The organism is Streptomyces sp. NPDC048001 (assembly GCF_043203115.1).
GTDB lineage: Bacteria > Actinomycetota > Actinomycetes > Streptomycetales > Streptomycetaceae > Streptomyces > Streptomyces sanyensis.
In genome coordinates this window covers 480,720-505,261 of record NZ_JBIDBN010000002.1, presented here as the reverse complement: position 1 = coordinate 505,261, position 24,542 = coordinate 480,720, and the positions used below count along the sequence as shown (strand labels likewise).

Here is a 24,542-nt window from a genome sequence, read left to right as displayed (position 1 = left end):
CTGCTGCCTCCCGTAGGAGTCTGGGCCGTGTCTCAGTCCCAGTGTGGCCGGTCGCCCTCTCAGGCCGGCTACCCGTCGTCGCCTTGGTAGGCCATCACCCCACCAACAAGCTGATAGGCCGCGGGCTCATCCTGCACCGCCGGAGCTTTCCACCCGGAAGGATGCCCTCCCGAGTCGTATCCGGTATTAGACCCCGTTTCCAGGGCTTGTCCCAGAGTGCAGGGCAGATTGCCCACGTGTTACTCACCCGTTCGCCACTAATCCCCTCCCGAAGGAGGTTCATCGTTCGACTTGCATGTGTTAAGCACGCCGCCAGCGTTCGTCCTGAGCCAGGATCAAACTCTCCATGAATGCTTTCCCGTAATCGGGATGAACACCACGTTGAGCGGAACCAGCAGGCGGAATAAGCCCACCGGTCCACAGCGTCCTCGCTGTGTTTGTTACAAAGGAACCTCATCCACCAGACCACACAGGGCCCGGGGACGGGGTATCAACTAATCTGGCGTTGATTTTTGGCACGCTGTTGAGTTCTCAAGGAACGAACGCTTCCTTCGTACTCACCCTCTCGGGCTTTCCTCCGGGCGCTTTCGCTTCGGTCTTGCGTTTCCGACTCTACCAGATCTTTCCGATCCGATTTCCTCGGGGTGTTTCTCGGTCCTGCTCTCCGCTTTCCGGCCTCTCGGCCTTCCGGCGGCTCCGACTCTATCAGACCCTTTCGGCTCCGATTCCCGGTCGGCGGGACTGCCTCAAAGGGACCGCTTTCGCGTTTTCCTTTTCGGCGCAGCCGACATTATCAGAGATTCTGAGTCGGAATTTCCCGCCCCGGCCCGGGAAGCCTCCCGCAAGCACTGCGTGCTCGGGTGCCCCGTTCGAGTGGAAGTGACAACGTACTGGAGCGGGGCGCCCCGATGCAAATCGAGGCGCCCCGCTCCGGTGTCCGGGCCCGACGGGCCGTCAGACCTCCACCACCACGGGCAGGATCATCGGGCGGCGGCGGTAGGTGTCGGAGACCCACTTGCCGACGGTGCGGCGGACCAGCTGCTGGAGCTGGTGGGGCTCGGCGACGCCGTCGGCTGCCGAACGCCCGATCGCCTCCTCGACCTTGGGAAGCACGGCGGAGAAGGCCCCGTCGTCGATGCCGGAGCCCCGGGCGTGGATGTGCGGCCCTCCCACGACCTTGCCGGTGGTGCTGTCCACCACGACGAAGACCGAGATGATGCCCTCCTCCCCGAGGATGCGGCGGTCCTTGAGCGCGGGCTCGGTGACGTCGCCGACGGAGAGCCCGTCGACGTACACGTACCCCGCCTGGACCTTGCCGACGATCCGGGCCCTGCCGTCGACCAGGTCGACGACCACGCCGTCCTCGGCGATCACGATGTGGTCCTTGGGGACACCGGTGAGCGCGCCGAGTTCGGCGTTGGCCCGCAGGTGGCGCCACTCGCCATGGACCGGCATCAGGTTCTTCGGCTTGCAGATGTTGTAGAAGTACAGCAGCTCGCCGGCCGAGGCATGGCCCGAGACGTGCACCTTGGCGTTGCCCTTGTGGACGACGTTCGCGCCCCACCGGGTGAGCCCGTTGATCACGCGGTAGACCGCGTTCTCGTTGCCCGGGATCAGCGACGAGGCCAGGATGACGGTGTCGCCCTGGACAATCCTGATCTGGTGGTCGCGGTTGGCCATCCGGGACAGCGCCGCCATCGGCTCGCCCTGGGAGCCGGTGCAGACCAGCACGACCTCGTCGTCCGGCAGGTCGTCGAGGGTCTTGACGTCGACGACCAGGCCGGCCGGGACACGGAGGTAGCCGAGGTCGCGGGCGATGCCCATGTTGCGGACCATCGAGCGGCCGACGAAGGCCACCCTGCGGCCGTATTCGTGGGCCGCGTCGAGGATCTGCTGGATGCGGTGCACATGGCTCGCGAAGCTGGCCACGATGATGCGCTTCTGCGCGTTGGCGAACACCGTGCGCAGCACGTTGGAGATGTCGCGCTCCGGCGGGACGAAGCCCGGCACCTCCGCGTTGGTGGAGTCGGAGAGCAGCAGGTCGATGCCCTCCTCGCTCAGCCGTGCGAAGGCGTGCAGGTCCGTGAGGCGGCGGTCCAGCGGGAGCTGGTCCATCTTGAAGTCGCCGGTGTGCACGGCGAGGCCCGCGGGCGTGCGGATGGCCACGGCCAGGGCGTCCGGGATGGAGTGGTTGACCGCGATGAACTCGCAGTCGAAGGGCCCGATGCGCTCGCGGTGGCCCTCGGCCACTTCCAGCGTGTACGGGCGGATGCGGTGCTCCTGGAGCTTGGCCTCGATCAGGGCCAGGGTCAGCTTGGAGCCGATCAGCGGGATGTCCGGCTTCAGCCGGAGCAGGAACGGCACACCGCCGATGTGGTCCTCGTGGCCGTGGGTGAGGACGATGCCCTCGATGTCGTCGAGGCGGTCCCGCAGGGTGGTGAAGTCCGGAAGGATCAGGTCGATGCCGGGCTGCTCCTCCTCCGGGAAGAGCACTCCGCAGTCGACGATGAGCAGGCGGCCTCCGTACTCGAAGACCGTCATGTTGCGGCCGATCTCGCCGAGGCCGCCCAGGGGGGTGACGCGCAGGCCGCCCTTGGGCAGCTTCGGGGGCGCGCCGAGTTCGGGATGCGGATGACTCAAAAGACTCTCCTCACCATGTACGCCACATACCGCGTGGGCACGTGGCGTACATGACATTCGTGCACGTGCTGTCGCCCGGCCTGCCGACCCGGGGCAGGCATTCCGCCCTCGGGGCCGCGTCGGCCGGTTCCTTCTCTCTCGTGTGCAGCTCTGCTGCCGTTGTTCAGTTGTGAAGTCCTGGTGTTCAGATGTGTACCCCGCCCGCGGCGAGGTCCAGCCTGAGCTGCTGGGTCTCCTCGGGGGAGAGTTCGACCAGCGGCAGGCGCAGAGGGCCGGCGGGCAGGCCCTGGAGGGCCAGGGCCGCCTTCGTCGTGATGACGCCCTGGGTGCGGAACATGCCCGTGAAGACGGGGAGCAGCCTCTGGTGGATCTCCGTGGCCTTCTGGACGTCACCGCCCCGGTGGGCGTCGACGAGGGCCCTGAGCTCCGGGGTCACCACATGGCCGACGACGGAGACGAAGCCGACGGCCCCGACCGAGAGCAGCGGCAGGTTCAGCATGTCGTCGCCGGAGTACCAGGCGAGGCCGCTGCGGGCGATGGCCCAGCTGGCCCGGCCCAGGTCGCCCTTGGCGTCCTTGTTGGCGACGATCCGTGGATGGCTCGCGAGGCGGACGATCGTCTCGGTGTCGATCGGGACACCGCTGCGCCCGGGGATGTCGTAGAGCATCACGGGAAGTCCGGTGGAGTCCGCGATGGCCGAGAAGTGCCGGAACAGGCCCTCCTGAGGGGGCTTGTTGTAGTAGGGCGTCACGGCGAGCAGGCCGTGGGCGCCGGCGCGCTCGGCCGCGCGGGCGAGTTCGACGCTGTGCCGGGTGTCGTTGGTGCCGATGCCGGCGACGACATGGGCGCGGTCTCCGACCGCCTCCAGCACGGCCCGTACGAGCTGGTCTTTCTCCGCGTCGCTGGTGGTGGGCGACTCCCCGGTGGTGCCGTTGACGACGAGGCCGTCGTTGCCGGCGTCCACCAGGTGGGCGGCCAGGCGCTGGGCGCCCGCGATGTCGAGTGCGCCGTCCGCCGTGAGGGGCGTGACCATGGCGGTGAGGACCCGTCCGAAGGGGGTCTGCGGAGTGGAGATCGGAGCCATGGGTGACACGCTACTCGCTGCTCAGTGCGCGGTGTCCCCTCGGGGGACGTGACGTATGCCGTGGGATGGGGAACCCGGCACTGCCTGCTCGGGGGTTCAAGCAGTGCCGGGTCCGTTTGATCAGCCTAGATGAACTTCTCGAAACGCCGCAATACGGACACTTCACCTGGGTTACTCGTACATGAGTGCCCCGATCCGTCCCCTTGAGGGTCCGGCGGGCGCCGGCACCCCGCCGCCCCGGGTCAGGGGGCGATACGGCCGTTGGCGTTGAAGGCCGCGTAGGTGAGCGGCATCAGCGCCGCCCAGTGCTGCTCCATCCGCTCGCCGACCATCTCGATCTCCCGCTGCGGGAACGAGGGCACCCGGGCGTCCTCGTGCTGCGTCCGCAGGCCGAGGAAGTGCATCAGCGAGCGGGCGTTGCAGGTGGCGTACATCGAGGAGTACAGGCCGACGGGCAGTACCGAACGCGCCACCTCGCGGGCGACGCCCGCGTCGAGCATCTCCCGGTACGCCTCGTAGGCGTGCGCGTAGGCGTCCTCCATCGCCCGGCCCGTGAGCTCCTGCTGCGCCTGCGTCCCCTCGACGAAGGTGTACTTGCCCGGGCGGCCCTCCTGCACCAGCCTGCGCTCCGCGTCCGGGACGTAGAACACCGGCTCCAGCTGCCGGTAGCGGCCGGACTCCTCGTTGTACGACCAGCCCACCCGGTGCCTCATGAACTCGCGGAAGACGAAGATCGGGGCGTTGATGAAGAAGGTCATCGAGTTGTGCTCGAAGGGGCTGCCGTGGCGGTCGCGCATCAGGTAGTTGATCAGGCCCTTGGAGCGCTCCGGGTCACGCGAGAGCTCCTCCAGGGACTGCTCGCCCGCGGTGGAGACCCGGGCCGCCCACAGCACGTCCGAGTCGCCGGCCGTGTGCTTCACCAGCTCGACCGTGACGTCGCTGCGATAGGTCGGCTTGACGTCTGCGGGGGTTTCGGGCACGGGGAGTCCTTCCGGTGGTCGCGAGGGGCGGCGCTCACCTTAACGACGAGCGGCCGCCCGCGTTTCCCCAGGGTCCTCCTCCACCGCCGCCCGGTCACCGCGGCGGGCGCCGCAGTACGCCGGGATCGAGGAAATCTCGCCGGAATCGGGCACCGAACGGCTCCCGGATGCGTCTTCACAGTCGACAGCACCCGCGGCGGCGGCCTCCGACCGCCGCACCGAACCGAGGAGATGTGCCCGATGTCCCTGCCCCGCCCCGCCGGTGGTGGCTCCGGCCCGGAAGCCGTACCCTTCGCGTTCGTCGCCGAGGCCGACGCCTTCCGCAGCAACGTCGCTCCCCCTCCCCGGCGGCGGGCGAGCGCGGGCGAGCTGCTGGGCCGCGCGATGGTGGGGATGGCCGTCGTCGGGGGCATCGTCGGCGCCCTGCTGCTCGGGGTGCCCGCCCTGGACACGGAACAGACCCCGGGGCGGACGCAGACTTCCGAGGCCGCTCCGGGCCGCTGACGGCACGCCCGGAGGCCCCGGGGGTGGTCCCCCACCACCCGTCTCGGTAGCCTCACCGGGCACAGTTCCATCGAGCGTGCTGGTGAGTGAGGATCCGCCGTGCCCCTGCCCTTCCTGACGGCCGACCGTGCATACGACGCGCAGACGGACGACGTCGCGCTGCCCTTCGACGACCACGACCAGTGGCGGCGGCCCTACCGGCCCGGGCCCTGGCGGGTCGGCACGGCAGCCGTGCTGCTGCTGCTCGCGTCCTTCGTGTTCATCGCCGGGATGATCATCGTCTTCGCGGGTGCCGTCACCGGCGCGTCGGTGTGCATGCTGCTCGGCCTCGCCCTCGTCGCCGGGGCCCTGCGCCTGCTCCGCATGGGGGCCTGGGTCAGCCGCCACGGCATCCGCCGGGTCGGCTTCCTCACCACCACGACCCTCCCCTGGAACCGCACCACGGCGCTGCGCACCGTGCAGCAGCCGGTGCGCTGGCTGGGGCTGCCGCGGACGGTCCAGGGGCAGGCGCTGACGCTGGTGCGCCAGGGCGCGGACCCGCTGGTGCTGCTCACCGACCACAACGCGGACTTCCTCGCCCGGCTGGAGGCCTTCGACCGCGCGGCCGACACCGTCGAGGCGTGGGGCGCGGAGTACCGCGGCGCCTGATTCGCCCCCTCGTGTGTGCGGGGCCGCCCCTCCGGGAGGGGCGGCCCCGCACGCACGAAGCGACCGGATCAGCCGGCTGCCGGACGGCCGGCGTGGAGGGCGATCGCCCGCTGCATCGCGCGGCGGGCCCGCGGGGTGTCCCGGGCGTCGTGGTAGGCCACCGCGAGCCGGAACCAGCAGCGCCAGTCGTCCGGGGAGTCCTCCGTCTCGGCCTTGCGGCGGGCGAACACCTCGTCGGCGGAGTCCCGGTCGATCCGGCCCCCCGCGGTGCGCACCAGCTCGTCGACCGGAAGCCCTCCCTCGGCCTCCAGCTCCGCCGCCAGCCGGTTGGCGCGGCGGACGAACTGCGTGTTCTTCCAGAGGAACCAGACACCGATCAGCGGGATGACGAGCACGGCCACCCCGAAGGCGACCGTCAGCGGGGTCCCGTGCCGGATGAGCACGACGCCCCGGCCTCCGGCCAGCACGAAGTAGACGACCAGGACGGCCGCCGTGACGGCGTAGGTGATCTTCGCTCGCATGGCCGCCACCGGTCAGCCGAGGTCGAGGAAGTTCTCGAGGCCGACGGTGAGGCCCGGAGCGGAGACGACGCGGCGCACGCCCAGCAGGACCCCCGGCATGAAGCTGCTGTGGTGCAGGGAGTCGTGGCGGATGGTGAGGGTCTCGCCCTCTCCCCCGAACAGGACCTCCTGGTGGGCGAGGAGTCCGCGCAGCCGGACCGAGTGCACCGGCACGCCGTCCACGTCGGCCCCGCGGGCCCCGTCCAGGGCGGTCAGGGTGGCGTCCGGCTGCGGGGCGCAGCCGGCCTCGGTCCGCGCCTCCGCGATCAGCCGGGCGGTGCGCACGGCCGTCCCCGAGGGGGCGTCGGCCTTGTTCGGGTGGTGGAGCTCCACCACCTCCGCCGATTCGAAGTAGCGGGCGGCCTGCCGGGCGAACATCATGGTCAGCACCGCGCCGATGGAGAAGTTCGGGGCGATGAGGACCCCCGTCTCCGGGGAGGCGTCGAGCGAGGTGCTCAGCTGGCCGAGCCGTTCGTCGGTCCAGCCCGTCGTCCCGACCACCGCGTGGATCCCGTGGCGCACGCAGAAGTCGAGGTTGCCCATCACCGAGGCCGGGGTGGTCAGCTCCACGACGACCTGCGCCCCGGCGTCGACCAGGCTCTCCAGCCTGTCGCCCCGGCCGAGGGCTCCGACCAGCTCCATGTCCTCCGCGGCCTCCACGGCCCGTACGGCCTCCGAGCCGATCCGGCCCCTGGCTCCGAGAACGGCCACGCGCAGCTTGCTCATCGACTACTTCCTCACGGGTTCACGGTTCACGGGTTCACGGCACGGGTCAGGCGACCGCGTCGTGCAGGCGGTCGGCCTGCCGGTCCTTCAGCGGGCCGATGACGGCCAGGGAGGGGCGGCGGCCCAGGACCTCGCCGGCCACCGCGCGCACCTCGTCCGGGGTGACGGCGGATATCCGGGCGAGCATCTCGTCCACGGACATCTGGGAGCCCCAGCAGAGCTCGCTCTTGCCGATGCGGTTCATCAGCGCACCGGTGTCCTCCAGGCCGAGCACCGTCGAGCCGGCCAGCTGGCCCACGGCCCGCGCGATCTCGTCGTCCGCCAGGCCCTCGGCGGCCACCCGGTCGAGCTCCTCGCGGCAGATCTTCAGCACGTCGTGGACCTGGGCGGGACGGCAGCCCGCGTACACGCCGAACAGCCCGGTGTCGGCGAAGCCCGAGGTGTACGAGTAGACGCTGTAGGCCAGGCCGCGCTTCTCGCGCACCTCCTGGAACAGCCGGGAGGACATGCCGCCGCCCAGGGCGGCGTTCAGCACGCCGAGCGCCCAGCGGCGCTCGTCGGTGCGGGCGAGGCCCGGCATGCCGAGGACCACATGGGCCTGCTCGGTGCGGCGGCCGAGGTGCTCGACCCGTCCGGCGGTGCGCAGCGCGCGGCTGCCGTCCCGGGGCGGGACGGGCAGGGCGTCGGAGCGGTCCAGGGCGCCGGAGCGCTCGAAGGCGCGGCGGACCTGGCGCACCACGGTGGCGTGGTCGACGTTGCCCGCCGCGGCGACGACGAGGTGGGTCGGGTCGTAGTGCCTGCGGTAGAAGCGGCGGATGCGCTCCGCGGTCAGGGCGTTCACGGTCTCGACCGTCCCGAGGACGGGGCGTCCGAGGGGCGAGTCTCCGAACATGGTCCGGGCGAAGAGGTCGTGGACGCAGTCGCCCGGGTCGTCCTCCGTCATCGCGATCTCTTCGAGGATGACGCCGCGCTCGGCGTCCACGTCCTCCTGCCGGATCAGCGAACCGGTGAGCATGTCGCACACCACGTCGATCGCGAGCGGGAGGTCGGTGTCGAGCACCCGCGCGTAGTAGCAGGTGTACTCCTTGGCGGTGAAGGCGTTCATCTCGCCGCCGACCGCGTCGACCGCGGCCGAGATGTCGAGCGCGGAGCGCCTTCCGGTGCCCTTGAACAGCAGGTGCTCGAGGTAGTGGGTGGCACCGCCGAGGGAGGGGGTCTCGTCGCGGGAGCCGACGTGGGCCCAGATGCCGAAGGTGGCCGAGCGCACCGAGGGGAGCGTCTCGGTGACCACGCGCAGCCCGCCGGGCAGGGTGGTGCGCCGGACGGTGCCGATGCCGTCCCGGCCCTTGAGCAGGGTTTGGGTACGGGCGACGGCCCGCGCCTCCGAGGAGGTGCGGGCCGTCGCTCGCGGACTACGGGACGTCACTGCTGGGCGTCGTCCTTCTTCTCGTCGTCCTCGCCCTCGATCACGGGGATGAGGGAGAGCTTGCCGCGGGAGTCGATCTCGGCGATCTCGACCTGGACCTTGGCGCCCACACCGAGCACGTCCTCGACGTTCTCCACGCGCTTGCCGCCGGCCAGCTTGCGGATCTGCGAGATGTGCAGCAGGCCGTCCTTGCCCGGGAGCAGGGAGACGAACGCACCGAAGGTGGTGGTCTTGACGACCGTGCCCAGGTAGCGCTCGCCGACCTCCGGCATGGTCGGGTTGGCGATGCCGTTGATCGTGGCGCGGGCGGCCTCGGCGGCCGGGCCGTCGGCGGCACCGATGTAGATGGTGCCGTCGTCCTCGATCGTGATCTCGGCGCCGGTGTCCTCCTGGATCTGGTTGATCATCTTGCCCTTGGGGCCGATGACCTCGCCGATCTTGTCCACGGGGATCTTCACGGTGATGATCCGCGGGGCGTTGGGGGACATCTCGTCCGGGGTGTCGATCGCCTCCATCATCACGTCGAGGATGTGCAGACGGGCGTCGCGGGCCTGCTTGAGGGCCGCGGCCAGGACGGAGGCCGGGATGCCGTCCAGCTTGGTGTCGAGCTGGAGGGCGGTGACGAACTCCTTGGTGCCGGCGACCTTGAAGTCCATGTCGCCGAAGGCGTCCTCGGCCCCGAGGATGTCGGTGAGCGTCACGTAGTGCGTCTCGCCCTCGATCTCCTGGGAGATCAGGCCCATGGCGATACCGGCGACGGGGGCCTTGAGCGGCACACCGGCGTTCAGCAGCGACATGGTGGAGGCGCAGACCGAGCCCATCGAGGTCGAGCCGTTGGAGCCCAGCGCCTCGGAGACCTGGCGGATCGCGTAGGGGAACTCCTCGCGGGTCGGGAGCACCGGCGTCAGGGCGCGCTCGGCGAGGGCGCCGTGGCCGATCTCGCGGCGCTTGGGGGAGCCGACGCGGCCGGTCTCGCCGGTGGAGTACGGCGGGAAGTTGTAGTTGTGCATGTAGCGCTTGCGGGTCACCGGGGAGAGGGTGTCCAGCTGCTGCTCCATGCGGAGCATGTTGAGGGTGGTGACGCCCAGGATCTGGGTCTCGCCGCGCTCGAACAGGGCGGAGCCGTGGACCCGCGGGATGGCCTCGACCTCGGCGGCCAGGGTGCGGATGTCGGTGACACCGCGGCCGTCGATGCGGACCTTGTCCTTGATCACGCGCTCGCGGACCAGGGCCTTGGTCAGGGAGCGGTAGGCGGCGGAGATCTCCTTCTCGCGGCCCTCGAAGGCCGGGAGGAGCTTCTCGCCGGCCAGCGCCTTGACGCGGTCCAGCTCGGTCTCGCGCTCCTGCTTGCCGGCGATGGTCAGCGCCTGGGCGAGCTCGCCCCGGACCGCGTCGGACAGGGCGGCGTAGACGTCGTCCTCGTAGTCGAGGAAGATCGGGAACTCGCCCTCGGGCTTGGCGGCCTTGGCGGCGAGGTCCGACTGGGCCTTGCACAGGACCTTGATGAAGGGCTTGGCGGCCTCCAGGCCGGCGGCCACGACCTCCTCGGTGGGGGCCTCGGCACCGCCCTTGACGAGCTCGATGGTCTTCTCGGTGGCCTCGGCCTCGACCATCATGATCGCGACGTCGCCGTCCTCCAGGACACGGCCCGCGACGACCATGTCGAAGACGGCGTCCTCGAGCTCGGTGTGCGTCGGGAAGGCGACCCACTGGCCCTTGATCAGCGCCACGCGGGTGCCGCCGATCGGGCCGGAGAAGGGCAGGCCGGCGAGCTGCGTGGAGCAGGAGGCGGCGTTGATCGCGACCACGTCGTAGAGGTGGTCGGGGTTGAGCGCCATGATCGTCTCGACGACCTGGATCTCGTTGCGCAGGCCCTTCTTGAAGGAGGGGCGCAGCGGGCGGTCGATCAGGCGGCAGGTGAGGATCGCGTCCTCGGAGGGGCGGCCCTCCCGGCGGAAGAAGGAGCCGGGGATCTTGCCGGCCGCGTACATCCGCTCCTCGACGTCCACCGTGAGGGGGAAGAAGTCGAGCTGGTCCTTGGGCTTCCTGGAAGCGGTGGTGGCCGACAGCACCATGGTGTCGTCGTCCAGGTACGCCACGGCGGACCCGGCGGCCTGCCGGGCGAGCCGACCGGTCTCGAAGCGGATGGTGCGGGTGCCGAAGGCGCCGTTGTCGATGACGGCCTCGGCGTAGTGGGTCTCGTTCTCCACTAGCGGTTTCTCCTACGTTTCGTCTTTGCGGTGCGTCTTTGCGTTCCGGCGCCCGTGTGGAGCCGGAGCGGTGGAGGAGAAGCGCGCCCTGTGTGCGGGCCGGTCTTCGATCGAAGCACCCGGACTGGTGCGTCGTGTGTGTCCGGGGGCCACTACCGAGGACCGGCGGCGGGCAGGCGGCTTCCCTCCTGTGTCGCTGGTGCGTTTGTGACCAGACTAGTTGCCGTACGGCCGGTCGCGCACGCACAGGCGTGCGCGGCGGCGGTGCGGCGGCCGCCCCGAGGGGGGTCGGAGCGGCGTACGGGCCCTGCCGGAAGGGGGCGGGAGCCCCGCTCCCGGCGGCGCGGCGAGGACGGCCGCGGGCCGGTACGGCGAAGGGAGCGGCTCCCGACTGCGGGAACCGCTCCCTTGCGAGCGCGTTACTTGGCGCCGGCCGCACCGCGGCGGATGCCGAGGCGGTCGACCAGCGTACGGAAGCGCTGGATGTCCTTCTTGGCCAGGTACTGCAGCAGACGGCGGCGCTGACCGACCAGGATCAGCAGACCACGGCGGGAGTGGTGGTCGTGCTTGTGGGTCTTGAGGTGCTCGGTCAGGTCCGAGATGCGGCGGGAGAGCATGGCGACCTGGACCTCGGGGGAGCCGGTGTCGCCCTCCTTGGTGCCGAACTCGCTGATGATCTGCTTCTTCGTGGCGGCGTCGAGAGACACTCGGTACTCCTCTTGGTGTGCGATGCGCCCGCGAGTGCCCCTGGTCTCTGTCTCAGGGGAGCTTCCGTGACTCGGAGGCGGAGGTCCGATGGGCGCCGCCCCGGGGAGCCCGGGGGCGCGCACACATACGGCCACCGGACACCCTACCAGGCGGTTCAGGAGGTCAGTGCGCGGATGGAGTGGTAGACGCCGAAGACCGCCAGGCACAGCGGGATCAGCGTGAGCAGGACGAAGCTCTCGGCGATCTCCAGGAAGCGGCCCCAGAACGGGGTCACCCCCTTGCGCGGGACGATCAGGCCGATGGCCGTCAGCGCCGCGGCGACGGCGGCGACCGCGGCCGACAGCCAGATGGTGCGGACGTCGAGGGCCGCGCCCTGCCCCCGCAGGGCGTCGTGCACCATCTCGGCGGGCGGGTTCAGCGCGAGACCGGTGCCGAGCAGGAGCAGCGCGCCGAGCCCCGCGGCCAGGGCGCAGGCGACCTGCGCGGTGTAGCGGAAGAGGTGGGCGCGCATCAGCATCGCGACGCCGGTGGAGAAGGCGAGCAGCCGGGCCCAGACGTCGTCCGAGAAGCCCAGCACCGCGGCGGCGCCGACCGCGGTGAGGGCGCAGCCCCCGACGAGGCCGACCAGCAGCTCGTGGCCGCGGCGCGCCTGGGCGCCGATGCGCTCGGCGTCCACCGGTCCGGCCGGCTCGGGGTCGGGGTCGCCGCCGACGCCGGTGCGCGGCGGGTCGAAGCCGATCGGCAGCCGGGCGAAGCGGGTGGAGAGCCCGGGCAGGAAGGCGAGGGCCCCGACGGCGACCGGGGCGCAGAGCGCGGCGGCCTCGGAGGGGGTGAGCTCGGCCAGCACGGCGGCGAAGGTGGCGGCCATGCCCAGGGCGGCGGCGAGGGCGAAGGCGACGAAGGGCCCGTCCCCGGCGGGTGCCACGAAGGTGAGCACGACGGCCCAGAGCAGGACGGCCGCGCAGGCCAGCAGGAACTGGAGCCTGCCGACGCCCTCGCCCGCCCCGGGCGGCAGCAGTCCGGAGCCGCCGACGGCCGCGTTCGCCATCGCGCCGATGCCCACGGCCACGGCGGACGCACGGTCGTCGTAGACCCGGGCGCGGGTGCAGGCCAGCGCGAGGAGCAGCACGGCGGCGACGCCGGCGAGGATGCCGGGCAGCCCGTGCATGTCGTGGCGCGGGTCCGCGGACCACAGGACGAAGGCGAGCAGCACGAGCAGGGCGGAGCCCGCGAAGAGGCCCGCGCCGCGCATCAGGGCGTCCGACCAGAGGGTGCGGTCGCGTGCCACGGCGGAGGCGACGGCGTCGGAGACGTCGTCGAAGACCGCCGGGGCCAGGGACTCGGCGAAGGGGCGCAGGGACAGCAGCTCCCCGTCGAGGATGCGCTGGTGCGCGAGGGAGCGGCCGCCGTCCAGGACCGTGCCGTCGCGGCGCACCAGGTGGTAGCCGACCGGGGCGCCCTCGGCCGGGGTCTGGCCGGACAGGCGGAGGATCTCCGGGTACAGGTCGGCGACGGCGATGTCGTCGGGCAGGGCGACGTCCACGCGGCCGTCGGGTGCGACGACGGTGACGCGGCAGAATCCGGTGCCGCCGCCGGACACGGTCACGGCGGCCGCCGGACCGGTTCCGGCGGCCGGCGCTGAGGCCGTCATGCTCACGTACTGCTCCCCCTCGTGGTGATCTGGCCTGCTGGTGGGGCCTGTTCGGCGCGGGCGCTCCCAATGACCCTTTTTGCAGTAGTTCACCGGAACGCAAAGAACGCCGCGCCACCCTACCCCTCAGCCGCGCGGCACCGCGCAAGTAGGATCCCTCACCGCGGGCGGAAGCCGTCGCCACGGGGGCGCCGATAGGAACATTCCGCCCGGCAACGGGAATTGGTGAGCTGTGAGTCAGATCGTCGTCAAGCGCCCACCACGGGCGCTGCCGTCCGAAGTGCCCAGCGAGCAGGTGCTGCTGCAACCGCCGCCGGAACTTCCCCGCGGCCAGCAGGAGGGCGCGCTGATGCAGCTCCTGCCGATGCTCGGCATGGGCGGCTCGGTCGTGTTCTTCTTCATGACGCCCAATCCCGTGATGCGCATCATGGGCATGGTCATGATCGCGTCGACGGTGGCCATGGCCATCGCCATGCTGGTGCGCTACCGGCGCGGCACCCAGGGGCAGTTGGCGGATCTGCGCCGGGACTACCTCAAGTACCTGACGCAGACGCGGCGTGCGGTGCTGCGCACGGCGCACCGGCAGCGCGACGCGCAGTTCTATCTGCACCCTTCGCCGGAGCAACTGTGGGCGCTGGTGGCCGAGGGCAGCCGGCTCTGGGAGCGCCGGATCGGGGACGGCGACTTCGCGCAGGTGCGCGTCGGCCTCGGCAGCCAGCAGCTCGCGACGCCGCTGGTGGCGCCGGACACCGCCCCCGTCGACGAGCTGGAGCCGCTGACCGCGGGCGCCATGCGGCAGTTCCTGGCCGCCCACGGCACCGTCGACGACCTCCCCATGGCGCTCTCGCTGCGGGCCTTCTACCAGGTGTCCGTCGGCGGCGAGCGGGATGCGGCCCGGGCCACGGTGCGGGCCATGGTCGGCTCCCTGGCCGCGCTGCACTCCCCCGAGGACCTGGTCGTCGCGGTGGGCGCGGGGCCGGAGGCGGCGGCACACTGGGAGTGGGCCAAGTGGCTGCCGCACAGCCAGGACGGCGGGCCGGGCGACGGCGCCGGCACCCGGCGGCTGATCGCCACCGACCCGCACGCTCTGGAGGACCTGCTGGCGGTCCGTCTGGAGGGGCGGCCGCGCTTCCAGGGCACCGAGCACCCGCTGCTGGACCAGCCGCACATCGTGGTCGTGCTCGACGGCCTGTCCGTTCCGCCGGCCTCGGCGCTGGCCTCGCCCGAGGGGCTCCAGGGCGTGACCCTGGTGGAGCTGGTGCCCGGCGAGGCGGCGGAGCAGCGCGGCGGGCTCAGCGTCACGGTCCGTCCGGGGCTGCTGCGGCTGGAGTCCGGTCACGGCTTCGTCTACGACGGGACCCCGGACCAGCTCGGCCCCGAGGCCGCCGAGGCGCTCGCCCGCCAGCTGGCCCCGCTGCGCGCGGGCGGGGGCTCGGACGACGACGAACCCCTGCTCGCCAACCTGGACTTCACCGATCTGCTGAACCTCGGCGACGCCGCCTCGGTGGACGTCGGGCGGACCTGGCGGCCGCGCTCGCAGTCGGAGCGGCTGCGGGTGCCGATCGGCGTCGGCGAGGGCGGCTCCCCGGTCATGCTGGACCTCAAGGAGGCCGCGCAGGAGGGCATGGGCCCGCACGGGCTGTGCGTCGGGGCGACCGGTTCGGGCAAGTCGGAGCTGCTGCGCACGCTGGTCCTCGGGCTGGCCGTGACCCACTCGTCCGAGACGCTCAACTTCGTGCTCGCGGACTTCAAGGGCGGCGCGACCTTCGCCGGCATGTCCCAGATGCCGCACGTCGCGGCCGTCATCACCAACCTCGCCGACGACCTGACGCTGGTCGACCGCATGGGCGACTCCATCCGCGGCGAGCTCAACCGCCGCCAGGAGATGCTGCGGGACGCGGGCAACTACGCCAACATCCACGACTACGAGAAGGCACGGGCCGCCGGTGCGGCGCTCCAGCCCATCCCCTCGCTGGTCCTGGTGATCGACGAGTTCAGCGAACTGCTCACCGCCAAGCCCGACTTCATCGAGATGTTCGTGCAGATCGGCCGGATCGGCCGGTCCCTCGGCGTGCACCTGCTGCTGGCCTCCCAGCGTCTGGAGGAGGGCCGGCTGCGGGGTCTGGAGACCTATCTGTCCTACCGGATCGGTCTGCGGACCTTCTCGGCCGCCGAGTCGCGCGCCGCGATCGGTGTGCCGGACGCCTACCAGCTCCCGAACGTCCCCGGCTCCGGCTTCCTGAAGTACGGCACCGACGAGATGGTGCGCTTCAAGGCCGCCTATGTCTCCGGGGTGTACCGGAGCGGCCGGCACACGGCCGGCACCGGCGGCCCCCGCCCGGTCGACCGGCGGCCCGCGCTGTTCACCGCCGCACCGGTGCCGGTGCGGTACGTGCAGGAGCAGCGGGCGGAGGTCCCGCAGGCGCGCACCTCCGAGGACGACGCACTCGCCGACTCCGTGCTCGACGTCGTCGTCCGCAGGCTGGAGGGCCGCGGCGTGGAGGCGCACCAGGTGTGGCTGCCCCCGCTGGACAACCCGCCGCCGCTGGACGAGCTCCTGCCGGGACTCACCGCCGTGGAGGGGCGCGGCCTGACCCAGCCCGGGTACGAGGGCGCGGGCCGGCTCGTCGTCCCGCTGGGCGTGGTGGACAAGCCCTTCGAGCAGCGGCGCGACGTGCTCTTCCGGGACTTCTCGGGCGCCGCCGGGCACATGCAGATCATCGGCGGCCCGCAGTCGGGCAAGTCCACGCTGCTGCGGACGCTGATCGCCGCCTTCGCCCTCACCCACACCCCGCAGGAGGTCCAGTTCTACGGCCTGGACTTCGGCGGCGGCGGCCTGTCCTCGGTGGCGGGCCTGCCGCACGTCGGCGGCGTGGCCTCCCGGCTGGACCCCGAGCGGGTGCGGCGGACGGTCGCCGAGGTGTACGGCGTCATGAACGCCCGCGAGGAGTACTTCCGCAGCGCGGGGATCGACTCCATCGCCACCTACCGCAGGCTCCGCGCCCGCGGGGAGATCCCGGCCGCGGAGCAGCCCTGGGGGGACGTCTTCCTGGTCGTCGACGGCTGGGGCAGCTTCCGCGCCGACTACGAGGGGCTGGAGCACGCGGTCCTCGACATGGCCTCGCGCGGTCTCGGCTACGGCATCCACGTGGTGCTGACCGCCTCCCGCTCCATGGAGGTCCGCTCCAACATCAAGGACCACCTCATGAACCGGCTGGAGCTGCGGCTCGGCGACGTCATGGACTCCGAGGTGGACCGCAAGATCGCGGTGAACGTGCCGAGCGGGGTGCCGGGGCGCGGCCTCGTCCCGGAGAAGCTGCACTTCATGGCCGCGGTACCGCGGATCGACTCGATCAGCTCGGACAGCGACCTGTCCGAGGCCACCGCGGCGATGGCGCAGGAGGTCGGGCGGCACTGGACCGGGGCCGGGGCCCCGCAGGTGCGGCTGCTGCCGCGGGAACTGCCCGCGCACCGGCTGCCCGCCGGCCACGCCGAGCCGCGGCGCGGGGTGGCGTTCGGTATCGACGAGAACGCCCTGGAGCCGGTGTTCGTGGACTTCGACCGGGACCCGTTCCTCCTGGTGTTCGGCGAGAGCGAGTCCGGCAAGTCGAACCTGCTGCGGCTGCTCATCAAGCAGGTGACGGAGCGCTACGACGGCGCCGCGGCCAAGTTCTTCGTGATCGACAACCGCCGGGCGCTGCTGGACGTCACCCCCGCCACCCACCTGGCGGAGTACGTGCCGATGTCCAACGCCATGGACCACCATGTGGACGCGCTGGCGGAGCTGATGCAGCGGCGCACGCCGTCGGCCGACGTCACGGCCCAGCAGCTGCGCGACCGGAGCTGGTGGACGGGCCCGTCGGTCTTCGTGGTCGTCGACGACTACGACCTGGTGTCGACGTCGAGCGGCAACCCGCTCGCCCGGCTGACCGAGCACCTGCCCTTCGCGCGGGACGTGGGCGTCCGCTTCATCATCGCCCGCAGCAGCGCGGGCGTGAGCCGGGCCGCGTACGAGCCGTTCATGCAGCGGATGACGGAGCTGGGCGCGCAGGGCGTGCTGCTCTCCGGCGACCCGCACGAGGGCGACGTGCTCGGCGCCCGGATGCGGCCGATGCCGCCGGGCCGGGGCGTCTTCGTCTCCCGGCAGCGGGGCAACCCGCTGGTCCAGACGGGGTGGCTGGGCGACCCCGTGTGAGCACGGCGAACGCCCCGCCTCCCCGGTCCGGGGAGGCGGGGCGTTCGTACGGCCCCCGCGGAGCGGCCGCCGGGCCTCGGGGCCGGCTCCCGCGGACCCCGCCCCGGGAACGGCCCGGGGTGGGCACCCCTCGCGCGTGCCCACACCTGGTCGCCGTCGTGCGGCGTACCGCCCGCCGCGCTCAGGCGAAGTAGCCGGCGGCCTTCTTGTCGCCGCCCATGTAGTCGCCGCCGGCGTTGGCGACGACCTGGGCGATCTGGGTCAGGGCCCGGTGGATGTCCTCGGCCTCCTTGTCCCACTTCGCCTGCTGCTCCGTGTAGAAGGTGTGCGCCTCACCCTCCCAGCCGGCGGCGACGCTGGCCACGGCCGTCTTGATGGACCGCAGGTCCTCCTCCAGGCGCTTGGCCTGGTTGCCGAGGACAGTGGCGGTGGCGTCGAGAGCGCCGTACTTGACGACGAGCTCGTCGCTCGAGTGCATTCCCATGGTTACCTCTTCCGTCTTCTCGTGGTGTCCGGCCGGCTCCCGCGCCGGGCAGCCGCCCGGCTCCGTCGGCCCGTGGGGCCGGGCCCGGTGAGGGGCTCGGCTCCCCTGCCGGGACTACAGGCCGGCCAGGCTCGACTTGGGCGCGCCGTCGTTGACGTTGATGGCCTGCACGGCGGCGCGGACGTCGTCCTCGGTACCCGCCTTGATCTTGCGCGTCGCGTTCATCGCCTCGAGGTACTTGGCGAGGATGTTGCCGATGTTCACCATCGAGGTGTTGATCTCGTACTGCTTCTTGTCGAAGGCACCGGCTCCGATGCCCTTCCACTGGCCTTCGAGGCTGTCGATCGTGCCCTGGATCTGGTGGAGCTGACCCTTGATCGAGTTGAACTTCTCCAGGATCTGCTTCTCCAGCGCGATGAGTTGCTCATCGGAAAGCTTCTGGCCCTGCGACACGGTGGTGGTTTCCTTTCTGAACTGCCGTTCCTGCTGGCTGTGCTGCCGGGGGGCTCGTGCGCCCGGCCGCCGGCGGGGTCACGCTCCCGAGCGGGAGCCGCTCCGGGCGGCCGGACGCGGCGCCGGGCCGCTCCCGGTGCGCTCCGCGGCGCCGGGGGGCGGGGCCGGGGGCCCCGCCAGGGCCGCGCTCACCGCGGGGGCGCCGAGCGCCGCCGGCGCGACGGCCCCGCACGGGTACCCGGCGGCCTCCCCCGTCACCGTCAGCTCGGACATGAGCCGTTCCTCCCCGTTTGCTACCGTCGTCCTGCGTTGCGATCGTGGTAGCCCGCCGCCCTCCGGCGGCGTCCCGCCTCACTCTAGCCTCTGCCGACTCGGGCCCAAGTGTCTTATCCGTCACGAGACTTCAACAGTCCGGGCCATGGCTGCGCATGTGCGGCTGCAACGGTGGGCGGAGGCATCCGCCCCTGGTCACCGCGCGGGGGCGCCCTGCCCGACCCGTCGCCGCCGCCGTGAGTCCCGGACCGCCACGGCGCCGCCGCTCGTCGCGGCGACCAGCACGACCCCGCCCACGACCACATAGGTCGCGAGGCGGGCGGTGCGCTGCTGGGGGCTCTCCCCGAGATGGACCTCCGCGGGGGTCGGCGCCTCGGCACGGGTGACGCCCTCGTGCGCCACGGGCTCCTCGATCCGCACGTCGTCCTCGGTCAGGGCGCGCACCGGGTCGACCACACCCCAGCCGACGAGGCGGTCGTGTCCGGCGACGGAGCGCTCCGCGGTCTGCTGGATCTGGGCCACGATCTCCCTGGCCGTCCAGTCGCCGTGCTTGGCCTTCACGAGCGCGGCCAGTCCGGCGACATAGGGCGCGGAGAAGCTCGTGCCGTGGTCGGCGCAGTGGCCGCCGCCGGGCACGGTGGAGACGATGTCCACCCCCGGGGCCGCGACGCCCACGAACTCGCCGGACTGGGAGAACGGCGCCCGCTCGTTGTTGCGGTCGGAGGCCGCCACGGCGAGTACCCCGGGATAGGAGGCGGGATAGGTCTTCTTGACGTTGCCGCCCAGCCCGTCGTTCCCGGCCGAGGCGACGACGACGATCTCCTCCGCCAGGGCCGCGTCGACGGCCTGCCTGAGCGCGGGTTCCGGCTCGACGGCCTCGGCGGTGTCCTGGGAGATGTTGATGACGTCGGCGTCCTGGTCGATGGCGTGCCGGATGGCCTGCGCCAGGGTGGCGGCGTTGCCGTTGCCGTCGGCGTCGTTCTGCTGGATGGGGATGATCACGGCGTCCGGGGCCAGCCCGACGAAGCCGGTGCCCTTGGCCGGGCGGGCGGCGATGATGCCCGCCACCTTGGTGCCGTGGCCGGCGGTGTCGGTGGTGCCGTCCTCCTTGCCGCGCTCCAGCGGGTTGCCGCCCGCGTCCTCGGCGTCCTTCGGCAGGAGGTTGGCGCCGGCCCTGGTGTCGACGGCCTTCCTCAGCTGCGGGTGGCGGGCGTCGACACCGCTGTCGATCACGGCGACCCGGACGCCCTTCCCGGTGGACTGCTTCCACAGTTCGTCCAGCAGGACGCGCTGCAGCGCCCAGGGCCGTCCCGTGTAGACCTCGCCGGGATAGGAGCAGCTGGAGCCGTCGGCGGTCGCGGTGGGCAGCGGCAGGCCGACGAAGGCCAGGGCCGCGGCGGCCGTGACGACGGCCGGGCGCAGTGCCCTGCGGTGCCCGCGGGCGCTGTTCGGTGGTGTGCGCGTCATCCCGTCCGCCCTCAGGAGCCCTGCGGCTGGCTGGCGGCGCCGGTGGAGAGCCGGGGACCGGTGGGCAGGAACGTCGACCACGCCGCGGGGACGGGCAGGGGCTCGACGCCCTTGTACCCGAGGCGGTTCTGCGCCTGCGCGGCCTCCGTGGCGCGCTGCTGCCGCTCCTCCCCGGTGCCCGAGGAGCCGATGCCCGAGTCGTCCGAGGCGCTGTCGCCGTTGGACTGCATCGCATAGCGCAGGCCGGTGTCGGTGACGAGGAAGAGGAAGCCGGAGTCCGTCTTGGCCCCCTTGAACTGACGGAACAGCTGCCCGGATCCGGGGGTGACGTACGCGCTGGTGGCGCCCGTGGGCAGCGGGGCGGGGAAGGCTTCGCCGGCCCAGGTGCTGAGGGTGGTGGTCCCCTTGTCCCCGTCGACCTTCCGCAGCACGTTGCAGACGGTGTTGCGGCTGCCGGACCGGGTGCTCGCCTCGTTGACCGGCACGGGCTCGGCGGTGGGCCACCGCCTGTCCTCGTTGAAGGCGCGCCCCGGACGGAAGGCCCCGGCGCTGACGGCGGACGCCTGGCCGTTCTGCCCCAGCTCCACGTGGCGGCTCGCGTTCAGCAGCAGCTTGGCCGTGAAGTCCGAGACGGGGGCGACGCTGCCCTCCAGGACCACGTACCGCTGCTTGCGGGTGCCGTCGGTGGCCGAGATGACCATGCCGACCCTGTCCACCTCCTCGGGGAGCCCCTCGACTCCGGCGGGTGCGCCGGGCTGCCCGGGGATCTCGGGGAAGGTGACGGCGTCTCCCTTGTGCAGGGTGTCCAGCCAGGCCCCGGAGACCTTCTGGGGCGTGCCCTCCCGGCCGACGATGGTGCGCAGCAGCAGTTCGTCCTCGGCCACCGGGTACGCCGTGCCCCGGGCGTCGACGATGTACCGCTTGCCGTCGGGGTCCTCGACATGGAGGAGTTCGCCGCCGGTGAGCCGTTCGGACCCCTCGGTGCGGTCCTGCTCGCGCTCGGCGAGGACGAAGGCGGCCTTCTGGATCGACCGGCCGCCCCCGCCGGGGCGTTCGCACACCACCCACCGCTTGGCCGAGCCGGCCTCCTCCGCGCTCGGCAGGCGGTCGGGGGCGTAGGGGATGCCGAGCGTGGGGCCGTGGGGGATCTTGCCGCTGTCGAGCACCGACTCGTCGACGTTGATGACCTTGCCCTTGTCCGGGTAGAGCAGCAGCTTGGCCGAGGACATGTTGAGCACGGGGTGGAGCTGGACCTTCTTCCCGGTCTTCAGCACCACGTAGCGGGTGGTCGACTTGCTGGCGATGATGACGTTCTCCCCCGGGGTGTCCCAGCCCTTGGGCGCGACCGGCTTGAACATGCCCCAGGCGCCGAAGACTGCGAGCACGACGACTCCGACGACGGCACCGGGTGCGACCGCCCGCAGGGGGCGCGGGGCGCCCTCCTCCGAGCCGGTGGTGTTCGGCTGAAGGAACTGCGCCACCAGTCTCCGCTTCGCGAAGGTGTAGGCGTTCAGCTCGTCCCGTCGTGATGCCATCTGTCCGCAGTCCCTCTTCCCCGTCGGGCGGCCGGGTTCCCACACACGTCGGTCACGGCCCGACCGTGCCCCCCTACTATGCCTGTCGCGATCGGCGCCCATGTGCTCAGGTAGGCTGATCGCCCGGTCAACACCCAAGCGGAAGTTGGCCAATACGGACACGAGGGGGCAACGCGGCGATGGGGACGGCGACGCGCGCGCGCAACGGGCGGACCACCGGCCGGACGCCCGGCAGTCGGGCCGGGACTTCCCGGCGGCAACGCAGCAACCCCTCCGCCCGAAGCCGGTCCGCCGCGGCCCCCTCCCCGGCGGGGCCCCCCGCGCGGACGGTGCTGCGTCCGCTGTCCCGGGCGGACCGCATCGGCCCGTTCCCGCTGCGCCAACTGGTGCTGCTCCAGGCCGCGCTGGCCCTGGTCGCCGTCGGCCTGGTGCTCGGCGGGCTGTGGCTGGTGCCCGCGGCGACGGCGGCCGGGCTGCTCGCCCTGCTCGCGGTCGTGCGCCGGCGCGGGCAGGCCGTGCAGGACTGGCTGTCCACCGCCCGTGCGCTGCGCTCCCGCAGGAAGCGCACCCTCCCGGCGCCGCCGGAGGCCGACGCCTCGCTGGCCCCGGTCGCCGAGAGCGTGCCCGGCCTCCGGCCGTTCCCCTATGTCGACCGCGACCGGCGCACGGTGGGGATGCTCGGCGACGGGTCCTTCCTGACGGCCGTGATCCGGGTGGAGGCGGAGGGTGCCGCCCTGCGGCCCTCCTCGGGCGCGCGGGCCCTGTCACTGGCGCTGCTGGGCGACGCGCTGCGGGTGGACGACATCGCCGCGGAGTCCGTGCAGTTGGTGCAGCAGGTGCGCCCGGCCCCGGCTCCCCATCTGCCGCAGCAGTCGGTGGCCCGCCTGTCCTACGCCCCGCTCCAGGAGCGCACCGGCGCACCGGCCCTGCGGATGACGTGGATCGCGGTGAAGCTGGACCCGGAGCAGTGCCGGGAGGCCGTCCAGGCGCGCGGCGGAGGCGTCCCCGGCGCCCAGCGGTGCCTGGTGCGGCTGGCCGACCATGTGGCGAGCCGGGTGACCGGGGCCGGGTTCCGTGCCGCGGTGCTCGACCAGGAGGGGCTCAACTCGGCGGTGGCCACGGCCGCCTGCGCCTCGCCCAGGGCGGCTGCCCGGGCCGGGCGGCCCGACACCGCGTCGCAGCGCCGTACCGCGGAGACCTCCCGGGTCTGGCGCTGCGACGACCGCTGGCACACCGCCTACGCGGTGGGCCGCTGGCCGGAGCTGGGCCGGGCGGCGACACCGCTGCCGCAACTGGTCGCCCTGCTGACCGGGGTTCCGGCGTATGCGACGACGATCAGCCTCACCGTGCGGCGGGGCGTGCGGCAGGGGGCGGTGGACATCGCGGGCCATGTGCGCATCACCGGCGCCTCGGACACGGAACTGGTCGGCGTACGGCGCGACTTGGAGCAGGCCGCACGCGGTGCGAAGGTCGGCCTGCTGCGACTGGACCGCGAGCAGTTGCCGGGCGCCCTGGCCACCCTGCCGCTCGGAGGTGTCCGCTGATGGCCGGGCTGACGACCGGAAGCCTGCGCTCCCTGCTGGGTCCGCGTCAGGCGGGGCACTCGCTGCCCGCGACGGACCTCGGTGCGCTCTCCCTGCCCGTGGGCGACGACGGCGTGGTCGTCGGCGAGGACGCCGAGGGCCGGTCCCAGATGCTGGGGCTGCACCGCTCGACCCCCTACGACGTCCTGCTGATCGGCGGTCTGTGGACCGCCCAGGTCCTGGCGCTGCGCGCGGCCGGCACCGGTGCCCGCGTGACCGTGGAGACCGGACGGCCGCAGGCGTGGACGACGCTCGCCCAGGCGGCGGGGGCGGGACTTGAGTGCATCACCCTGCACGAGGTGGGGCGGGTGCCGCCGATGGGCGCCTCGGTCGGAAGCCCCGTGGTCGTCCTCCGGGACTGCGGCATGCGGCCGCCGCGCGGCCGGGTGGTGTCCTCGCCCTGGCAGTCGGTGGTGACGCTGCTGCCGTATCTGAGCCCGGTGGCGCCCCGGTTGCTGCGGTCCTCGACGCTGGTGGGCATCCAGCGGGTGTCGCCGCAGGAGGCCGGGCAGATCGGGCGCATCCTGGGGCTGGCGGAGCAGGAGGTGGCCGCGCTGCCGACGCTGGCCGACGGCGTCACGCTCTGGTGCGCGGGCAAGGACCGCCAGTGGATCATGACGAGCGCGACGGACGCCGAGTCGGGGCTGCTCGGTTCGCCGCGCCGGATGGACTGACCCCTGCTCCCGGGTGGGCGCGGGGGTCCTCGGCCCGTACCGGGTCGCGGCGTACTCCCGTCCCGCCGACCGGACTTCGCCCGCAGCGGGCCGGGCGCCGCCCGGCGCGGCACTAGGATGCAGGGGTGGCGCCGCGCCGGAACTCCCGCCGGTGCCGCGGGACCTCCGGTCATCGGCACGGCAGTGGCGGAAGGGGAACACGTGGGCAGCGCGCAGGAGAAGGACGAGCTGTACGCCTTGGACATCTCCGACGTGGAGTGGCAGGGCCCTCCGGGGACCAGCCCCGACGAGGAGCGCGTGGAGATCGCGCATCTGCCCGGCGGTGCCGTCGCGATGCGCTCGTCGCTGGACCCGGAGACGGTGCTGCGCTACACCGAGGCGGAGTGGCGGGCCTTCGTCCTCGGTGCCCGGGACGGCGAGTTCGACCTCAGGTGACCGGGAGCCGCTCCTGAGCGCCCCCGGTACGGATCCCGGCGCCCGCCCCGGTGCGGATGCCATCGGCCCCTCCGGCCGCGGACGTTGACGGTGCGCACCCGCAGCCCGCGTCCCCCCGCCTCCACGGCGTGACGCACGGGACACCGGCCGGGGGCGGACGGGCCTGACGCAGTGGCGCGGGCGGCGACTAGGGTGGGTGGGGCGCGCGGTGCGCGGCCCTTCGGTCGCGCCTGCCGTGCGCGGGGGGAGAGCCGGGCCCGTCCGGAGTGAAACGGTGGCCCCCACACCCATGACGGCACCAGGGTG

The 24,542-nt window shown here is 72.4% G+C and carries 20 protein-coding genes and 1 rRNA gene; 6 read left to right on the top strand and 15 right to left on the bottom strand.

Annotation, left to right across the window (positions count from 1 at the left end):
* From ACGF15_RS06580 to thyX, 4 genes are all read right to left on the bottom strand, one after another.
* Nucleotides 1–351, bottom strand: a 16S ribosomal RNA gene (locus ACGF15_RS06580); the annotation flags it as partial.
* Nucleotides 352–954: 603 nt separating this feature from the next.
* Nucleotides 955–2,640: a ribonuclease J gene (locus ACGF15_RS06575; RefSeq protein WP_345614024.1), complete on the bottom strand. Its 1,686-nt coding sequence runs from the start codon at nucleotides 2,638–2,640 to the stop codon at nucleotides 955–957.
* Nucleotides 2,641–2,824: 184 nt separating this feature from the next.
* On the bottom strand, nucleotides 2,825–3,724 hold the full coding sequence (gene dapA / locus ACGF15_RS06570; protein WP_345614025.1) for a 4-hydroxy-tetrahydrodipicolinate synthase: 900 nt from the start codon (nucleotides 3,722–3,724) through the stop codon (nucleotides 2,825–2,827).
* A 242-nt stretch (nucleotides 3,725–3,966) separates the two neighbouring features.
* Entirely contained in the window at nucleotides 3,967–4,704 is a 738-nt protein-coding gene (gene thyX, locus ACGF15_RS06565; RefSeq protein WP_392797049.1) for an FAD-dependent thymidylate synthase, read from the bottom strand.
* Between the two features lie 240 nt (nucleotides 4,705–4,944).
* Here thyX and ACGF15_RS06560 point away from each other — a divergent pair, with 240 nt between their 5' ends.
* Both ACGF15_RS06560 and ACGF15_RS06555 read left to right on the top strand, forming a co-directional pair.
* A complete protein-coding gene (locus ACGF15_RS06560; RefSeq protein ID WP_392797048.1) occupies nucleotides 4,945–5,208 on the top strand; it encodes a hypothetical protein in 264 nt (87 codons plus the stop codon).
* A gap of 99 nt (nucleotides 5,209–5,307) precedes the next feature.
* Nucleotides 5,308–5,856, top strand: coding sequence for a hypothetical protein (locus ACGF15_RS06555; RefSeq protein ID WP_345614028.1), 549 nt, complete (start codon nucleotides 5,308–5,310; stop codon nucleotides 5,854–5,856).
* A 68-nt stretch (nucleotides 5,857–5,924) separates the two neighbouring features.
* On the opposite strand, the gene ACGF15_RS06550 is transcribed toward ACGF15_RS06555, so the two are convergent.
* From ACGF15_RS06550 to eccD, 6 genes are all read right to left on the bottom strand, one after another.
* Nucleotides 5,925–6,377, bottom strand: a complete 453-nt coding sequence (locus ACGF15_RS06550; protein ID WP_345614029.1) for a hypothetical protein — start codon at nucleotides 6,375–6,377, stop codon at nucleotides 5,925–5,927.
* A 12-nt stretch (nucleotides 6,378–6,389) separates the two neighbouring features.
* A complete protein-coding gene (gene dapB, locus ACGF15_RS06545; RefSeq protein ID WP_345614030.1) occupies nucleotides 6,390–7,142 on the bottom strand; it encodes a 4-hydroxy-tetrahydrodipicolinate reductase in 753 nt (250 codons plus the stop codon).
* A 46-nt stretch (nucleotides 7,143–7,188) separates the two neighbouring features.
* Nucleotides 7,189–8,568, bottom strand: coding sequence for a M16 family metallopeptidase (locus ACGF15_RS06540; RefSeq protein ID WP_392797047.1), 1,380 nt, complete (start codon nucleotides 8,566–8,568; stop codon nucleotides 7,189–7,191).
* Complete coding sequence (locus tag ACGF15_RS06535; RefSeq protein WP_345614032.1) at nucleotides 8,565–10,778, bottom strand: polyribonucleotide nucleotidyltransferase; 2,214 nt, start codon at nucleotides 10,776–10,778, stop codon at nucleotides 8,565–8,567. Before ACGF15_RS06535 ends, ACGF15_RS06540 begins: the two co-directional genes overlap by 4 nt.
* 419 nt (nucleotides 10,779–11,197) lie before the next feature.
* Entirely contained in the window at nucleotides 11,198–11,485 is a 288-nt protein-coding gene (rpsO, locus tag ACGF15_RS06530) for a 30S ribosomal protein S15 (RefSeq protein WP_033529274.1), read from the bottom strand.
* 155 nt (nucleotides 11,486–11,640) lie between these two features.
* The gene (gene eccD / locus ACGF15_RS06525; RefSeq protein ID WP_345614033.1) at nucleotides 11,641–13,137 is read right to left on the bottom strand and encodes a type VII secretion integral membrane protein EccD; all 1,497 of its coding nucleotides are present in this window, start codon (nucleotides 13,135–13,137) and stop codon (nucleotides 11,641–11,643) included.
* A gap of 232 nt (nucleotides 13,138–13,369) precedes the next feature.
* Here eccD and eccCa point away from each other — a divergent pair, with 232 nt between their 5' ends.
* Nucleotides 13,370–17,332: a type VII secretion protein EccCa gene (gene eccCa, locus ACGF15_RS06520; RefSeq protein ID WP_362608512.1), complete on the top strand. Its 3,963-nt coding sequence runs from the start codon at nucleotides 13,370–13,372 to the stop codon at nucleotides 17,330–17,332.
* A 181-nt stretch (nucleotides 17,333–17,513) separates the two neighbouring features.
* On the opposite strand, the gene ACGF15_RS06515 is transcribed toward eccCa, so the two are convergent.
* The 5 genes from ACGF15_RS06515 to eccB all read right to left on the bottom strand — a co-directional run bounded on the left by ACGF15_RS06515 (nucleotide 17,514) and on the right by eccB (nucleotide 21,544).
* Nucleotides 17,514–17,816 (bottom strand): WXG100 family type VII secretion target, encoded by a 303-nt coding sequence (locus tag ACGF15_RS06515; protein WP_345614035.1) that lies wholly within the window; start codon nucleotides 17,814–17,816, stop codon nucleotides 17,514–17,516.
* 114 nt (nucleotides 17,817–17,930) lie between these two features.
* Entirely contained in the window at nucleotides 17,931–18,269 is a 339-nt protein-coding gene (locus tag ACGF15_RS06510) for a WXG100 family type VII secretion target (RefSeq protein WP_256522721.1), read from the bottom strand.
* A 78-nt stretch (nucleotides 18,270–18,347) separates the two neighbouring features.
* Nucleotides 18,348–18,542: a hypothetical protein gene (locus ACGF15_RS06505; protein WP_392797046.1), complete on the bottom strand. Its 195-nt coding sequence runs from the start codon at nucleotides 18,540–18,542 to the stop codon at nucleotides 18,348–18,350.
* Nucleotides 18,543–18,737: 195 nt separating this feature from the next.
* Complete coding sequence (gene mycP / locus ACGF15_RS06500) at nucleotides 18,738–20,009, bottom strand: type VII secretion-associated serine protease mycosin (protein ID WP_392797045.1); 1,272 nt, start codon at nucleotides 20,007–20,009, stop codon at nucleotides 18,738–18,740.
* A gap of 11 nt (nucleotides 20,010–20,020) precedes the next feature.
* Nucleotides 20,021–21,544 carry a type VII secretion protein EccB gene (eccB, locus tag ACGF15_RS06495; protein WP_392797044.1) on the bottom strand — a complete coding sequence of 508 codons (1,524 nt, stop codon included), beginning with the start codon at nucleotides 21,542–21,544 and terminating at the stop codon, nucleotides 20,021–20,023.
* A 179-nt stretch (nucleotides 21,545–21,723) separates the two neighbouring features.
* Here eccB and eccE point away from each other — a divergent pair, with 179 nt between their 5' ends.
* The 3 genes from eccE (at nucleotide 21,724) to ACGF15_RS06480 (ending at nucleotide 24,236) form a co-directional block, all read left to right on the top strand.
* Entirely contained in the window at nucleotides 21,724–23,088 is a 1,365-nt protein-coding gene (eccE, locus tag ACGF15_RS06490; RefSeq protein ID WP_392797043.1) for a type VII secretion protein EccE, read from the top strand.
* Complete coding sequence (locus tag ACGF15_RS06485; RefSeq protein WP_345614040.1) at nucleotides 23,088–23,801, top strand: hypothetical protein; 714 nt, start codon at nucleotides 23,088–23,090, stop codon at nucleotides 23,799–23,801. The genes eccE and ACGF15_RS06485 overlap by 1 nt, the downstream gene beginning before the upstream one ends.
* A gap of 201 nt (nucleotides 23,802–24,002) precedes the next feature.
* Entirely contained in the window at nucleotides 24,003–24,236 is a 234-nt protein-coding gene (locus tag ACGF15_RS06480; RefSeq protein ID WP_345614041.1) for a DUF397 domain-containing protein, read from the top strand.
* Nucleotides 24,237–24,542 lie beyond the last annotated feature (306 nt).

What these genes read in the sequence shown, in the direction of transcription:
- dapA (WP_345614025.1), bottom strand. Translation starts at nt 3,724, where the DNA reads ATGGCTCCGATCTCCACTCCGCAGACCCCCTTCGGACGGGTCCTCACC.
- ACGF15_RS06560 (WP_392797048.1), top strand. Translation starts at nt 4,945, where the DNA reads ATGTCCCTGCCCCGCCCCGCCGGTGGTGGCTCCGGCCCGGAAGCCGTA.
- ACGF15_RS06550 (WP_345614029.1), bottom strand. Translation starts at nt 6,377, where the DNA reads ATGCGAGCGAAGATCACCTACGCCGTCACGGCGGCCGTCCTGGTCGTC.
- dapB (WP_345614030.1), bottom strand. Translation starts at nt 7,142, where the DNA reads ATGAGCAAGCTGCGCGTGGCCGTTCTCGGAGCCAGGGGCCGGATCGGC.
- eccD (WP_345614033.1), bottom strand. Translation starts at nt 13,137, where the DNA reads ATGACGGCCTCAGCGCCGGCCGCCGGAACCGGTCCGGCGGCCGCCGTG.
- ACGF15_RS06515 (WP_345614035.1), bottom strand. Translation starts at nt 17,816, where the DNA reads ATGGGAATGCACTCGAGCGACGAGCTCGTCGTCAAGTACGGCGCTCTC.
- ACGF15_RS06505 (WP_392797046.1), bottom strand. Translation starts at nt 18,542, where the DNA reads ATGTCCGAGCTGACGGTGACGGGGGAGGCCGCCGGGTACCCGTGCGGG.
- mycP (WP_392797045.1), bottom strand. Translation starts at nt 20,009, where the DNA reads ATGACGCGCACACCACCGAACAGCGCCCGCGGGCACCGCAGGGCACTG.
- eccB (WP_392797044.1), bottom strand. Translation starts at nt 21,544, where the DNA reads ATGGCATCACGACGGGACGAGCTGAACGCCTACACCTTCGCGAAGCGG.
- eccE (WP_392797043.1), top strand. Translation starts at nt 21,724, where the DNA reads ATGGGGACGGCGACGCGCGCGCGCAACGGGCGGACCACCGGCCGGACG.
- ACGF15_RS06485 (WP_345614040.1), top strand. Translation starts at nt 23,088, where the DNA reads ATGGCCGGGCTGACGACCGGAAGCCTGCGCTCCCTGCTGGGTCCGCGT.